This is a genomic window from Taklimakanibacter deserti, assembly GCA_003574785.1.
In genome coordinates this window covers 41,645-55,347 of the sequence record QORU01000005.1, presented here as the reverse complement: position 1 = coordinate 55,347, position 13,703 = coordinate 41,645, and the positions used below count along the sequence as shown (strand labels likewise).

13 protein-coding genes are annotated in these 13,703 nt (G+C 63.8%); 9 read left to right on the top strand and 4 right to left on the bottom strand.

What is annotated here, in order from left to right; all coding sequences use genetic code 11:
* The first annotated feature begins 58 nt into the window (after positions 1–58).
* Together DS839_RS11245 and DS839_RS11240 are read left to right on the top strand one after the other, a co-directional pair.
* Positions 59–967 (top strand): sugar ABC transporter substrate-binding protein, encoded by a 909-nt coding sequence (locus DS839_RS11245; protein ID WP_119270427.1) that lies wholly within the window; start codon positions 59–61, stop codon positions 965–967.
* Positions 968–1,045: 78 nt separating this feature from the next.
* Entirely contained in the window at positions 1,046–2,167 is a 1,122-nt protein-coding gene (locus DS839_RS11240) for a Gfo/Idh/MocA family protein (protein ID WP_119270426.1), read from the top strand.
* Here DS839_RS11240 and DS839_RS11235 read toward each other — a convergent pair.
* Positions 2,164–3,072 (bottom strand): LysR family transcriptional regulator, encoded by a 909-nt coding sequence (locus tag DS839_RS11235; protein ID WP_162918453.1) that lies wholly within the window; start codon positions 3,070–3,072, stop codon positions 2,164–2,166. The genes DS839_RS11240 and DS839_RS11235 overlap by 4 nt on opposite strands.
* A gap of 203 nt (positions 3,073–3,275) precedes the next feature.
* On the opposite strand from DS839_RS11235, the gene DS839_RS11230 reads away from it, so the two are divergent.
* The 6 genes from DS839_RS11230 (at position 3,276) to DS839_RS11205 (ending at position 9,788) form a co-directional block, all read left to right on the top strand.
* Positions 3,276–4,826, top strand: a complete 1,551-nt coding sequence (locus DS839_RS11230; protein ID WP_368911504.1) for an ABC transporter substrate-binding protein — start codon at positions 3,276–3,278, stop codon at positions 4,824–4,826.
* A gap of 216 nt (positions 4,827–5,042) precedes the next feature.
* Positions 5,043–5,984 carry an ABC transporter permease gene (locus tag DS839_RS11225; RefSeq protein ID WP_119270424.1) on the top strand — a complete coding sequence of 314 codons (942 nt, stop codon included), beginning with the start codon at positions 5,043–5,045 and terminating at the stop codon, positions 5,982–5,984.
* The gene (locus DS839_RS11220) at positions 5,981–6,820 is read left to right on the top strand and encodes an ABC transporter permease (protein WP_119270423.1); all 840 of its coding nucleotides are present in this window, start codon (positions 5,981–5,983) and stop codon (positions 6,818–6,820) included. Before DS839_RS11225 ends, DS839_RS11220 begins: the two co-directional genes overlap by 4 nt.
* A complete protein-coding gene (locus DS839_RS11215) occupies positions 6,817–7,791 on the top strand; it encodes an ABC transporter ATP-binding protein (RefSeq protein WP_119270422.1) in 975 nt (324 codons plus the stop codon). Before DS839_RS11220 ends, DS839_RS11215 begins: the two co-directional genes overlap by 4 nt.
* A complete protein-coding gene (locus DS839_RS11210; RefSeq protein ID WP_119270421.1) occupies positions 7,788–8,798 on the top strand; it encodes an ABC transporter ATP-binding protein in 1,011 nt (336 codons plus the stop codon). Before DS839_RS11215 ends, DS839_RS11210 begins: the two co-directional genes overlap by 4 nt.
* Positions 8,799–8,819: 21 nt before the next feature.
* The gene (locus tag DS839_RS11205) at positions 8,820–9,788 is read left to right on the top strand and encodes a serine hydrolase (protein ID WP_119270420.1); all 969 of its coding nucleotides are present in this window, start codon (positions 8,820–8,822) and stop codon (positions 9,786–9,788) included.
* Here the strand turns inward: DS839_RS11205 and DS839_RS11200 are convergent.
* From DS839_RS11200 to DS839_RS11190, 3 genes are all read right to left on the bottom strand, one after another.
* Complete coding sequence (locus DS839_RS11200) at positions 9,766–10,137, bottom strand: hypothetical protein (protein WP_119270419.1); 372 nt, start codon at positions 10,135–10,137, stop codon at positions 9,766–9,768. The genes DS839_RS11205 and DS839_RS11200 overlap by 23 nt on opposite strands.
* Before the next feature lie 143 nt (positions 10,138–10,280).
* Positions 10,281–11,951 carry an MBL fold metallo-hydrolase gene (locus DS839_RS11195; RefSeq protein WP_119270418.1) on the bottom strand — a complete coding sequence of 557 codons (1,671 nt, stop codon included), beginning with the start codon at positions 11,949–11,951 and terminating at the stop codon, positions 10,281–10,283.
* Between the two features lie 3 nt (positions 11,952–11,954).
* Entirely contained in the window at positions 11,955–12,707 is a 753-nt protein-coding gene (locus DS839_RS11190) for an LOG family protein (protein WP_119270417.1), read from the bottom strand.
* Between the two features lie 95 nt (positions 12,708–12,802).
* Between DS839_RS11190 and DS839_RS11185 the strand changes: the two genes are divergently transcribed.
* Entirely contained in the window at positions 12,803–13,621 is an 819-nt protein-coding gene (locus DS839_RS11185; protein ID WP_119270416.1) for a polyphosphate kinase 2 family protein, read from the top strand.
* Positions 13,622–13,703: the final 82 nt, after the last annotated feature.

Below are 13,703 nucleotides of genomic sequence, written 5' to 3'. Positions count from 1 at the left end.
TTGTCTCCAGGCCGGAAGCGCTGATCCATCGGAGACGTCTTGTCCATGGGAGGAGTAGATGAAGAGATTTCTGATTGCGGGCGTCGCCGTGGCGGCGCTGAGCTTCGCCGGTTCGGCCTTTGCCGATCCGATCGTGCTCGACATGAAAGGCCCGGGCGCGGGCAACCCGTTCTGGGCCGCGGTCCAGGCCGGAGCCGAAGAGAAGGGCAAGGAGCTCGGCGTCGAGGTGGTGGTCATGTCGCCGCCGGCCGAATCCGACGTCCAGGCGCAGATCGCGCAGCTCGAGGACATGCTCGCCAAGGGCATCGCCGGCCTCGCTCTGGCGCCGACCGATCCCAATGCGCTGGCGCCCGTCGTCGACGCGGCGAAAGCCAAGAACGTGCCGGTCGTGTTCGTCGACACCAAGGGCACCAATGAAGGCGTGACCTTCATCGGCACGAACAACGAAGTCGGCGCCAAGCTCGCCGCCGATTTCATCTGCTCGAAGGTCGAGAAGGGATCGGAAGTGGCGATCCTGCAAGGCATCATCACCCAGTCGACCGGCCAGGCGCGCGCCAATGGCTCGAAGGCCGGGCTCGAAGCCTGCGGTCTCAAGGTCGTCGCCGAGCAGCCGGCCGATTGGGACCGCGCCAAGGGCCAGTCGGTGATGGAGAACATCCTGACCGGCAATCCCAACATCAAGGCGGTGTTCGCCTCCAACGACAATATGGCGCTGGGCGCCGTCGAGGCGCTGAAAGCGGCCGACAAGCTCAAGGACGTCATGGTGGTCGGCTTCGATGCCAATCCCGATGCCGCCGCCTCGATCATCGCCGGCGACATGACCGCTTCCGTCGCGCAAGCGCCCAAGAATATGGGCGCCTTCGCGGTCGAGAACCTGGTCAAGCTGCAGAAGGGCGAGAAGATCGATCCGGTGATCGACACCGGCACGGTGCTCGTCACCAAGGAGAATGCCGATCAGTATAAATAGGATCGGTTTTCTGTTGAGTTGATCGCAGGTCCCGGCGAAAGTCGGGACCTGCTTTTTTTGGAAGGTCGAGAAATAGTCATGACGTCCTTAGGTGTCGCGCTGATCGGAACCGGCTTCATGGGCAAATGCCATGCCATGGCCTGGAGCCATGTGCGGCCCGTCTTCGGCGACGTGCCGGAAATCCGGCTCGAGACCTTGTGCGATATCGATCCCGATCTCACCAAGAAGCGCGCCGCCGAATATGGCTTCGCCCGGGCTGAAACGGATTGGCGCAAGCTCGTCGATGATCCCAGGATCGACATCGTGTCGATCACCGCGCCCAACAACGTGCATCGCGAGATGGCGGTCGCCTTCCTCGCGGCCGGCAAGCATGTGTGGTGCGAGAAGCCGATGGCGTTGACGCTCGAGGAGGCGCAGGCCATGGCCGCCGCGGCGGAGAAGGCCAAGGGCCGCACCTTGCTCGGCTACAACTACATCAAGAACCCCGCGGTGCTGCATGCCAGGCACCTCGTCCAGGCCGGCGCCATTGGCGAGGTGGTGCATTTCCGCGGGCAAGTGGACGAAGACTACCTGGCCTCGCCCGACGTGCCGTGGAGCAAAAGGGCGCGCATCGATCTCTGGGGCCTCGGCACGCTCGGCGACATCACCTGCCACCTGGTGAGCTTCGCGCATTTCCTCATCGGCGACATCGCCTCGGTCGCGGCCGACATGGAGACCGTGGTCAAGGAGCGCCCGGTGCCCGGCACGAGCGAGATGCGCGAGGTCGAGAACGAGGACATCGCCCATGCCATCGTGCGCTTCAGGAACGGCATTTCCGGCACGCTCACCTCGAGCCGCGCCGCCTGGGGCCGCAAGAACCTCATCCGCTTCGAGATCCACGGCCGCAAGGGCATGCTGACCTTCGACCAGGAGCGGCTCAATGAATTGCAGCTCTATGTGAGCGAGGGGCCGGAAGCGACGCGCGGCTTCCGCACCATTCTCACCGGTCCCGCCCATGCGCCCTATGCCCAGTTCACCCCCGTCGCCGGACACCAGCTCGGCTTCAACGAGCTCAAGGTCATCGAGGCCAAGCATCTTCTCGACTGCATCGCCGATCAAAGCGAATGCTTCGTCAATTTCGCCGAAGGCCTCAAGATCGAGCGCGTGATCCACGGCATGGCGCGCTCGGCGCGCGAGCGGCGCTGGATCGAGGTGATCTAATTTCTCGCGTCGTGAAGCGGGACGCTCTCCACATCGGGCATGGCGGAGAGCGATTTCTTCAGGATGGTGACGAAATCCGTGTAGAAGCCGCGAATGACATTGGCCTCGTGCGTCAGCACGGCAATCTCGACGGTGAGACGCTGCCTGAGCGAGCGCAGATACAGGCCGGGCCTCAGCATGCTGCGCGCGGTCAGGCGATCGACGATCGTGGCGCCGCATCCGGCCGCGGCGAAGGCGCAAGCGAGATAATAGGTCTGGACCTCGATGCCGGGATTGTAGCTGCGGCCCAGCCGCTCGCGCTCCTTGGCGATCAGGCCGCCGACCCCGTCGCCGCGCGACAGGCCGACGAGCTCGCGATCCTCGATCTCGGCCAGGTCGACATCGCCGCCGTCGCGGGGCCCCAGATAGACGAGGTCCATCTCGCCCACCACCTGGGTGCGGATGTCCGGATGCTCGTCGGGAAAGATCGAGATCGCGAGATCGAGCTGGCGCGAGCGCAAGGCGGCGAGCAGGGCCTCGATATGGTTGGTCTCGACCTCGCAGACGACGGAAGGATAGGCTTTGCGGAAGTCGTGGATGGTCTTCGGCATGATGGAGAGGCCGAGGCTCGGCAGGCAGCCGACATGCAATCGCCCTTGCGGGAAGCGCCGCAGATTGGCGGAGAGCTTGCGCAATTGCTCGAGGCCCAGATTGAGCTTGGCGACCTCGACATAGAGCAGCTCCGCTTCCGCCGTCGGCAGGAGCCTGCCCTTCACCCGCTCGAACAGCTTGAAGCCGAGCGAGGATTCGGCGTGCTGCAGCACCTTGCTGGCCGCGGGCTGCGAGACGCCCAGCAAAGCCGCCGCCTTGCTGATCGACCCGGCTTGCTTGATGGCGTGGAAAACCTCGATATGGCGCAACCGCAAGCTACCCTCCTTCGTCGCCCAGCACATAACCTCAAGTTATGGATGCCGTCCATATTCCAATTTGACCATTCGGGTGCCGCCTCCGAGATTGCCCTTATGGGACGGGCGTCGATATGCGGCTGGCAGTCAGGGAACTGCCGCTGATATTCGGCTTGTTCCAGTCCAGTTCATAACCACAAATATCAGGTCCGGGAGGAGCTAAAATGCGCAATCGGAACCCAGTTTCAGGATTTTCACGCCGGGCGATCCTGGCCAAGGCCTTCATCGCGGCGCTGGCGACGATGGCCCTGACCGCAATCCCGCTCGCTTCCGCCGAAGCCGCGACGCTCAAAGTCGGGGTGCGCGAGGATGCGCTCACCATCGATCCCATCGCGTCGAGCGACAATGCCTCGATCTGGGCGGAGCTGCAGATCTATGACCAGCTCGTCCGCCCGAGCAAGGACGGCACCAAGCTCGAGCCGGGCATCGCCGAATCCTGGACCGTCTCCCCCGACGGCAAGGAATACAGCTTCAAGCTGCGCGCCGATGCGAAATTCTCCGACGGCACGCCGGTGACGGCGGCCGATGTCGAATTCTCGCTCAAGCGCGCCGCCGGCGAGAAATCGGAATGGGGCCGGTTCTTCCGCCCGATCACCACCTATCAGGTCGTCGACGACCACACGATCGTGATGAAGCTCGAAAAGCCCTTCACCCCGATCATCAACAATCTGGCGATGTTCTCGGCCTCGATCCTGCCCGCCAAGCTGGTCGAGGCGAAGGGCGAAGCCTTCTTCGAGAAGCCCATTGGTTCTGGACCCTTCGTGCTGACGAACTGGGCGCGCGGACAGAAGATGGAGCTCGCCAAGAACCCGCATTATTGGGAGAAGGGCAAGCCGCAGATCGACGGCGCCACGCTCGAGATCGTGCCGGAGGACAATTCGCGCGTGCTGAAGCTCAAGGCGGGCGAGCTCGACGCCGTCATCGAAGTGCCGTTCAACCAGGCAGCGACGCTCAAGAGCGATGCCAGCGTGAAAGTGGGCCTGGCCTCGGTCTTCCGCATCGACATGGTGCAGATCAACACCACCAAGAAGCCCTTCGACGATGTGCGCGTGCGCCAGGCGATGAACTATGCCGTCGACAAGGAAGCGCTGGTCAAGGGCATCTTCCATGGCGATGCGGTGGCGGCGACCACCTCCATCCCGGTCATGGCCTATCATAATGAGGAGCTCAAGCCCTATCCGGTCGATCTCGAAAAGGCCAAGGCGCTCCTGAAGGAGGCGGGACTCGAGCAGGGCTTCAAGACCAGCATGTTGGTGCGCGGCGGCGACGTGACCAGCCGCCAGATCGGCAGCGCCATCCAGGCGTCGCTGCGCCAGATCGGCATCGAGGTCGAATTGCAGACCATCGAAGGCTCCTCGCAGTTCAGCACCACCAAGGCCGGCAATTTCGAGCTGTCGCTGTCCTATGCGACCAGCGACACGATCGATCCGGATCAGCTCGTCGGCTTCACCATGGTCAATCCGGAGCGCGCCAATGCCTTCCACTCGCAGTGGAAGGACGATCGCGTCAACGAGCTCTATGCGCTCGAGCGCCAGACCAATGAGGGCGAGGAGCGCGGCAAGATGTTCAAGGAGATCGAAGCCCGGGTGCATGAGGGCGCTCCCTTCATCTTCCTGTTCATGCCGAAATCCGCCTATGCGATGCGCGCCAATGTCGAAGGCTTCGAAGTGCTGCCGACGGCGAATTATTCGCTGAAGGATGTGGTGATAAAGTAGCCGGGTGTCTTTACTGTCGCATCTGCCCTCCGCCATTCCCCTTCTCCCGCGCGCAGCGTGGGAGAAGGTGGCCGAAGGCCGGATGAGGGCTCTTTCGTGCAAAGTGTTCCAATCTCAACAAGTATTCATTGCTGAAGCAAAGAGCCCTCACCCGCCCTTCGGGCACCCTCTCCCATTGCTTCGCAACGGGAGAGGGGGAAAGTGGGGAGGTCTTCCATGAAGATCGTCTTTTTCTGCCTGTCGCGGATCATCCAGCTCCTGCCGGTGCTCATCGGCATCACGCTGGTGGCGTTCCTGCTGCTCCGCGTCATGCCGGGCGACCCGGCGACCTTGATGCTCGGCAGCCGCGGCACGCCCGAAGACATCGCCAAGCTCAATGAGCAGCTCGGCCTCGATCAGCCGCTGTGGCAGCAATATCTGCGCTTCATTGGCGATCTGGTGCAGGGCAGCTTCGGCCGCTCGATCGCCTACAAGGCCGATATCGCGCCGCTCATCCTCGAAAGACTGTGGCCGAGCCTGGCGCTGGTCGGCCTCTCCACCATCATGGCGGTGATCATGACCGTGCCGCTCGCCATGCTGGCGGCGATCCGCAAGGGCGGCGTCTTCGACCAGGTGATACGCGTCGTCTTCGTCATGGCCATGTCGATGCCGGCCTTCTGGCTGGGCGTGCTCCTGGTGCTGCTCTTTGCCATCTATGTCCCGCTCTTCCCGGTGTCGGGCTATGGCGAGGGCTTCTGGGACAGGCTGCACCATCTCGCTCTGCCGGCCTTCATCATCGCGCTGGGCACGGCGGCGCTCACCATCCGCTCGCTCAGAAGCTCGATCATCGCGGTGCTCGGCGCCGATTATGTCGACACGGCGCGCGCCAAGGGCCTGGTCGAGCGCCAGGTGCTGTGGCGCCATGTCTTCCGCAATTCGCTGACCTCGACCATCTCGGTGCTCGCCGTGCATACGAGCTGGGTGATCGGCGGAACCGTGGTCATCGAAACCGTGTTCGGCATACCGGGCCTCGGCTCATTGCTCGTCTCGTCGATCTCGGCCCGCGACTATCCGATGGTGCAGGCGCTGACCGTCACCTTCGCGACCCTGGTCGTCCTCATCAACCTCCTGACCGACCTCGCTTATGCGCTGGTCGATCCGCGCGTGACCTTGTCGTGACCCGGCTCATCTCCAGCGAAACGGCCGACAGGTTCCGGCGCAACCGCAACCTGCATGTCGGCCTGCTTCTCCTCGCCGTGCTGGTCCTCGCCAGCCTGATCGGACCGCTCGTCGTGCCGCATGATCCGGTGGCCATCGACTTCGCCAATGCGCTCGCCCCTCCGAGCCTCGCCCATCCTTTCGGCACCGACGATCTCGGCCGCGACGTGCTGGCACGCGTCATCGCCGCCGCCCGGGTCGATCTCGAGGTCGTGGCCATCTGCGTGCTGCTGCCTTTCCTCATCGGCTCGACCATCGGCCTCGTCTCCGGCTATTTCGGCGGCTGGCTCGATCTCGTGCTGATGCGGATCGTCGACATATTATGGGCCTTTCCCTTCTATGTGCTGGTCATCTCGATCGTCGGCGCGCTCGGGCCCAGCATCGCCAATATGTATCTGGCCTTCACGCTGGTGGTGTGGATTTCCTTCGCCCGCATCGTCAGGGGCGAGGTGCTGCTCGCCAAACAGCTCGATTACGTCAAGGCCTCCTCGGTCCTGGGCTACAGCCATGCCCGCATCATGTTCCGGCATATCCTGCCCAATGTGATCACGCCGGCGATCGTCTTCATGATGGCCGATGTCGTGCTCACCATCCTCGCCGTCACCTCGCTCGGCTTCCTCGGGCTCGGTATCCAGCCGCCGACGCCGGAATGGGGCGTCATGATCGCCGATGGCCGCAACTTCATCCAGGACGGCTGGTGGATCTCGCTGTTCCCGGGCCTCGCCATCGTCCTGGTCGGCGTCACCTTCACCTTCCTGGGCGACGGGCTCGACGACTTCCTGAGGCCCAAGGCATGACGGCCCCGCTCCTCAGCGTGCGCGACCTCAAGGTCTCCTTCGCCGGGCGCCAGCAGACCGTGACCGCGGTCGACGGCGTCAGCTTCGAGATCAAAGCGGGTGAGATCTTCGGGCTGGTCGGTGAATCGGGATGCGGCAAGAGCGTCACCTGCCGCTCGCTGATCCGGCTTTTCGGCGGGGCGCCCAGCCGCATGGCGGGCTCGGTCCGCTTCGACGGCCGCGAGCTTGTCGATCTCGGCGATGGCGATTTCACCCAGATCCGCGGGCGCCAAATCGCCATGATCTTCCAGGATCCGATGACGGCGCTCAATCCGACGATGCGCATCGGCCGGCAGATCCAGGAGGGCCTCGTCCGGCATGGCCGGCTCGCGGGCCGAAGCCCGCGCGCGGCGGCGATCGATCTCCTGAAATCGGTCGGCGTCTCCGCCGCCGAAAGGCGGCTCGATGCCTATCCGCATGCTTTCAGCGGCGGCATGCGGCAGCGCGTGCTCATCGCCATCGCGCTTGCCTGCCGGCCCAAGCTCCTGATCGCCGATGAGCCGACGACGGCGCTCGACGTCACCGTGCAGGACCAGATCCTGAAGCTCATCCTGCGCCTGCGCGAGGAGACCGGCATGGCGGTGCTGTTCGTCACCCATGATCTGGGCGTCGTCGCGCAGACCTGCGATCGCGTCGCCGTCATGTATGCCGGGCGCATCGCCGAGACCGCCACGACGGCGCAGCTTTTCGCCAAGCCGTCGCATCCCTATACGCGGGCGCTCCTCGGCGCGCTCCCCGCCATGCGCAACAAGCACGAGCGGCTCGAGCCGATCGGCGGCGCGCCGCCCGATCTCTCATCCCCGCCAAGCGGCTGCCGCTTCCATCCGCGCTGCCATTTCGCCGTGGCGCAATGCGCGCGCGATGAGCCGCCCTTGCTGCCGGTCGAGCCCGGCCATGAAGGCGCCTGCATCCGGATGGGAGAGCTCGCATGAGCGCCTCCCGGCCGCTGCTCGAGATCAGCCATGTGTCGAAGACCTATGTGCTCGACCGGAGCTTGAGCGATGTGCTGGCGCGCAAGCCCACGGCGCGGCTCAAGGCCTTGCGCGATGTCAGCCTCACGGTGAGGCCCGGGGAAATCCTGGGCGTCGTCGGTGAATCCGGCTGCGGGAAATCGACGCTCGGGCGCTGCATCGTCGGCCTCGACCGGCCGGAAGGCGGCAGCTTCGCCTGGCAAGGCGGCGCTTTCGCCGGCGACCGGCAGGCGCGGGCGCGGCAGGTCCAGATGGTCTTCCAGGACCCTTACGCCTCGCTCAATCCGCGCATGACGCTGGGCGCCATGCTGGACGAGGCCCTCAAAGTGCACGGCACCGTCACTAATGCCGATGCGCGGATGAAGCGCGTCGATGAATTGCTGCTGATGGTCGGCCTGACGCCAAAGCTCAAGGATCGGCTGCCACATGCGATCAGCGGCGGCCAGCGCCAGCGCATCTCGATCGCCCGGGCGCTGGCGGTCGAGCCCCGCCTCATCATCGCCGATGAACCGGTCTCCGCTCTCGATGCCAGCGTGCAGGCGCAAATCATCAATCTGCTCGAAGACCTGCGCGCCAAGCTCGGCATCGCCATCATGTTCATCGCCCATGATCTCAATGTGGTGCGCCATATCAGCGACCGCATCGCCGTCATGTATCTGGGCGAGATCGTCGAAGTGGCGGAGACGGAAAGCCTGTTCGCGAGGCCGCAGCATCCCTATACGCGGGGGCTCCTCGCGGCGATCCCGATGCCCGATCCGCAACGGCGCAGCATGGCGCCAGGGATCGAAGGCGAGGTGCCCGATCCCCTGGCGCCGCCCTTGGGCTGCGGTTTCTCGACCCGCTGCCCCTTCGTGCTGCCCGCCTGCCGCGCCGAGCATCCCGAGCTTCGCGACGGCGACCCCGACCACCAAGTGCGCTGCCTCAATCCCGAGGCCTCCACTCAATTCACCTTCGCCCGAAACTCCTGACATACATTCGAGGAATCCCTAATGCCGTCACAGAGCATAAGCCTTGCGGAAAAAATCGGCACCGCGCTCACAGTCTGGATCAAGGGGCGGTTTGCGCCGCACGGTGTGAAGCCTGATGATTTCGCCGTGACGCTCCATCTGCATGAGGGCGAAGAGGGGCCGGTCAAGGACAGTTTCGCCTATCGCGGCGATGCCCCGTTCTATCCCTGCAGCGTCATCAAGATGTTCTACATGGTGGCGCTGCAGCAGGCCTATGAGGATGGACGCCTCGCCGAAACGCCGGAGCTCGCCCGCGCTCTGCATGACATGATCAAATGGTCGAGCAACATGGCGACCAATTACATCATCGATCACCTGAGCGGCACCACGGGCGACACCGAGCTCAGCGGTGAGGAGATGGAGCGCTGGATCGCGGCGCGCGAGAACGTGAACCGCTATTTCCGGTCATTCGCGCTGCCCGAGCTCGCCCGGATCAATGTGTCGCAAAAGCTGATGGACGATGAGCGCTATGGGCGCGAGAAGGTCTATGTGCAGCACGGCGGCAACAACCATAACCGCCTCACCAGCAACGCCGCCGCCCTGATCTTGGCGAAGATCATGAGCGGTGAGATGATTTCGGGGCACAGGTCCAAGATCATGCGTGACACGCTCCACCGGCCCAATACGAAGGAATTCAGGGACACGCCGCATGCCCAGCTTCTGGGGTTCCTGGGCGAAGGCATGCCGGACGGTGCCAAGATCTGGGCGAAAGCCGGCTGGACCGGCTGGACGGGCGACAGCCATGCGAGCTATCGCCGCCATGACGCGCTGCATGCCGCATTGCCGACGGGCGAGGTGTTCACGCTCGTCGTCTTCGCCCAGGGCAAATGGCCCTCGGACAGCGTCACGATGCTGCCCGAGATCGGGGCCGAGGCGGTGAGGCTGATCAGAGAATTCCCTCTCCCCCGGCGAGGAGAGGGGCAGGGTTCTATACGCTGGCAATCTTCTTGATGCGCGTGACCTTGCCGTCGCCATGGTCTTGCTCGGCAGCGGCGGGCTTCTCCTGATCCACGGGCTTCTCCGGCTCGTTGCCTTCGAGGTCGCGCAGATGCGCTTCGTCGCGCGCGATCTGTACCTTGATCTGTTCGGCGACGCCGTCATGCCGGCGATTGATCATCATCTTCATGTTCGCCGCGAATGAATCCAGGGCTCCGAGGTCCTCGTCGCGGCCATCTCTCAGTACACCGAGCAGATCGCGGAAATAATCGATGCTGGCCTGATCCTTCGCGCGATCACGGTCGATTTCGACCCTCAGGGCCTCGGTGGCTTCAGTCTGCAGTCTGATGGAGTTGCGGGGCATGCATAATGACCTTTCTGGATCGAAAAATCCAAAACGCCGTACCCATCGCGACGATTGCACAGTATACGGATTAACTCCACCCTTAGGCTTGGTTAACGGCCCAACCTGCGCGATTTTGAGCCATTAACCTAAATTTGCGAATATTACCCTTCATCGAAGCCCCGAGCGCCGCCGCGGCCCTCGTCGTGGCCCTTCTGCCGGGCATTGGGCGGCGGCATCGCGCCGCGCGATTCCGCGAGCGCGCGCTTGAGCCGCCGGATGACGACGGCGCGGGCCTTCTCGTCCGCGGCCTTGCCCATCTCGTCATTGATGTCGAGGATGAGCTCGGCAAGCTCGTTGTGCCAATCGGGATGCGCCATCTTGTCGGGGCTGAGGCGCGGCCTGATCTCGGCCTCGCGGCGCACCGGCGCATCGCCCGTCACGTCATAGACGTCATCGAGACGCGGCCGCTCGATCCGTTGGGCCTCGATGATCTCGCCCGCCATGGCATTGGCCAGCGCCACTTGCGGCTCCTCCTCGCCATGGGTCAGGAAGACCGCCTTGGCGATGGGCAAGCGCTCGCGCAGCCATTGCAGCAATTCCGGTCCGTCGGCATGGCCCGAATAATCCTCGAAGCGCCGGATCGCGGCTCTCACCTTGACCTCCTCGCCATGGATCTTGACGCTCTGCGCGCCATCCTCGAGCAGGCGGCCGAGCGTGCCCATCGCCTGGAAGCCGACCAGGAGGACGGTGGCATTGGGCTTGAACAGGTTGTTCTTCAGATGATGGCGGATGCGGCCCGCCTCGCACATGCCGCTCGCCGCGACGATGATGTGGAAGCCTGCGAAGCGGTTGATGGCCTTGCTCTCATCGGCGGTTTCCGTCGTCTTCACATAGGGCGATTCGAGCGCTCTCAGCAGCGCATCGCCGTTGCGCAGCGATTTGGCGTGATGGGTGAAGATCTCCGTCGCCTTCAGCGCCAAGGGTGAATCGATGAAGACCGGCGCATAGGGAACGACGCCCGCATCCATGAGCGCGATCACGTCGACCAGGATCTCCTGGGTACGCTCCACCGCGAAAGAGGGAATGAGGACGGCGCCCTGGCGGCTCGCCGCGGCGCGCAACTCGGCGCCCAGCACCTCGCGGCGCGTCTCCTGCGAGCGTTCGAAGCGGTCCTTGCCGCCATAGGTCGATTCGCAAATGACATAGTCGAAATCGACCGGCGCCTCGGGATCGGGCTCGAATAATTTCTGGTCGGGACCGATGTCGCCGGAGAACAGGATGCGCAAGGGTTTCAGGCCCTCACGCGCGACCTCGACCTCGATCGAGGCGGAGCCCAGGAGGTGGCCGGCATTCCAGTAGCGCGCCTTGATGCCGGGCACTGGCGTGATCCAGGTCTTGTAGGCGATGCCTTCGAAATGCTCGAGCGCCTGGCGCGCATCATCGGCGGTGTAGATCGGCTCGACCTCGTCGAGGCCGCGCTTGCGGTTGCGCTCATTGAGCTGCTTGACCTCGGTCTCCTGGATGAAGCCCGAATCCGGCAGCATGACCGCGGCGAGATCGCAGGTCGCGTGGGTCGCGTAGATCTTGCCGGCATAGCCCGCCTTGGTGAGCTTGGGGATGAGGCCCGCATGATCGATATGGGCATGGGTCAGGAGCATGGCGTCGATCTTGCGCGGATCGAAGGGAAAGGCGCGGTAGTTGAGCTCCTTCTCGGTCTTCGAGCCCTGGAACATGCCGCAATCGACGAGGAGCCGCGCGGAACCGGTCTCGAGGACATAGCAGGAGCCCGTGACGACGCGCGTGGCGCCGTGGAAATGAATCTTGATCGTCATGTCCTATCCTTTGCGTTCCGGGACCTTGAGGCCGCGGGCGAGAAGCTCTTTCCAGGCCCCCTCCGGCGTGTCGGCGAAGCCGAAGAGATCGAGATCGGATTCGGCGCACAGGCCCTCATCGGCGAAGCGGCGGAAGTTGATGGTCTTGTGCCAGAAGATGCTGTCATAGAGAACGATCGGTACGGGATCGTCCATCTTGCCGGTCTGCCTCAGGGTGAGGATCTCGAAGAGCTCGTCGAGTGTCCCGAAGCCGCCGGGGAAGACGACCAGGGCATCGGCGCGCATGGCGAAATGCATCTTGCGCATCGCGAAATAATGGAAGCGGAAGGTGAGCTCCGGCGTCGAATAGGCATTGGGCTCCTGCTCATGCGGCAGCGTAATGTTGTAGCCGATCGAGGGCGCGCCCACATCATAGGCGCCGCGATTGGCGGCTTCCATGATGCCGGGACCGCCGCCGGTGGCGATGACGTTCCGGCGCGGGCTCGAAAAGCTGTGGAGGGCGCCGCCATTTTCCGAGACGATGCGGGCGAATGCGCGGGCGGCTTCATACCAGCCGCGTTTGTCGCCTTCCCTGACGCGCGCCGAACCGAAGACGACGACGGTCGAGGCGACCCCCCATTTGCGCAAATATTCCTCCGCCTTCTGGTATTCGAGCTGGAAGCGGATGCCGCGCGTCGTGTCGCCGAGGACGAAGTCCTGGTCGATGGCGGCGAGCCGAAAGGCCGGTGACGCCATCTGAGCCTTATTATCTGTCATATATCAATCCTTTGGCATTAGGCATTAGGGTGCTCGGCCCTTGCAATCAAGGCCCCAATGTCCGAACCTCTGGCCGGACCTGAACAGGGGAAAAGATGCCCAGCCAGTTTGCGAAGAAATTCATCGTCGGTCCCGGCAAGGCGGTCTCGCTCGCCAAGATCGACCCGCGCGACGACAGCGCCTTCAAAGGCAAGGACCAGGCCAAGGCCCAGACCCAGAAGGATGCCGAGGCGATCGACGCGCTGCAGGACAAGCTCTATGCCGAAGGCAAGCACAGCCTGCTCGTCGTGCTGCAAGGCATCGATTGCAGCGGCAAGGACGGCACGGTGCGCGCGGTGTTCAACACCTGCGGCCCGATCGGCGTCGAGGTGACGCCCTTCAAGGTGCCAAGCCCGGAAGAGCGCGCGCATGACTATCTCTGGCGTGTCCACGAGGCCTGCCCGGAGAAGGGCATCATCGGCATCTTCAACCGCTCGCATTATGAGGACGTGCTGGTGGTGAAGGTGAGGAAGCTCGCGAAGCCGGACGTCATCGAGCGGCGCTATGAGGAGATCAACCAGTTCGAGAAGATGCTCAGCGACAACGGCACGCGCATCCTCAAATTCATGCTGCATATCTCCAAGGCCGAGCAGGCCGAACGCCTGAAAGAGCGCGTCACCGATCCCGCCAAGCAGTGGAAGTTCAATCCGAGCGATCTCGAGGACCGGAAATTGTGGAACGACTACATGGCCGCCTATGAAACGGCGCTGAGGCGCTGCTCGACCGCCCATGCGCCCTGGTATGTCATCCCGGCCGATCGCAACTGGGCGCGCAATGCCGCGATTTCGCGCATCGTGCGCGAGGCACTGGAAGAGCTGGCGCCGAAATATCCGCCGCCCGACGGCTGGGATCCGAAGACGGTTGTTGTGAAGTAGCAAGCGAGAAGGGGAAGGCTGGACAGGTCCCACATCTTGCTCCCGGTCCATTTGATGCTACGATTGCCGAATTACGAGGGAG

Coding starts and splice junctions, on each gene's coding strand:
- DS839_RS11245 (WP_119270427.1), top strand. CDS start 59: ATGAAGAGATTTCTGATTGCGGGCGTCGCCGTGGCGGCGCTGAGCTTC.
- DS839_RS11240 (WP_119270426.1), top strand. CDS start 1,046: ATGACGTCCTTAGGTGTCGCGCTGATCGGAACCGGCTTCATGGGCAAA.
- DS839_RS11230 (WP_368911504.1), top strand. CDS start 3,276: ATGCGCAATCGGAACCCAGTTTCAGGATTTTCACGCCGGGCGATCCTG.
- DS839_RS11225 (WP_119270424.1), top strand. CDS start 5,043: ATGAAGATCGTCTTTTTCTGCCTGTCGCGGATCATCCAGCTCCTGCCG.
- DS839_RS11215 (WP_119270422.1), top strand. CDS start 6,817: ATGACGGCCCCGCTCCTCAGCGTGCGCGACCTCAAGGTCTCCTTCGCC.
- DS839_RS11210 (WP_119270421.1), top strand. CDS start 7,788: ATGAGCGCCTCCCGGCCGCTGCTCGAGATCAGCCATGTGTCGAAGACC.
- DS839_RS11205 (WP_119270420.1), top strand. CDS start 8,820: ATGCCGTCACAGAGCATAAGCCTTGCGGAAAAAATCGGCACCGCGCTC.
- DS839_RS11200 (WP_119270419.1), bottom strand. CDS start 10,137: ATGCCCCGCAACTCCATCAGACTGCAGACTGAAGCCACCGAGGCCCTG.
- DS839_RS11195 (WP_119270418.1), bottom strand. CDS start 11,951: ATGACGATCAAGATTCATTTCCACGGCGCCACGCGCGTCGTCACGGGC.
- DS839_RS11190 (WP_119270417.1), bottom strand. CDS start 12,707: ATGACAGATAATAAGGCTCAGATGGCGTCACCGGCCTTTCGGCTCGCC.
- DS839_RS11185 (WP_119270416.1), top strand. CDS start 12,803: ATGCCCAGCCAGTTTGCGAAGAAATTCATCGTCGGTCCCGGCAAGGCG.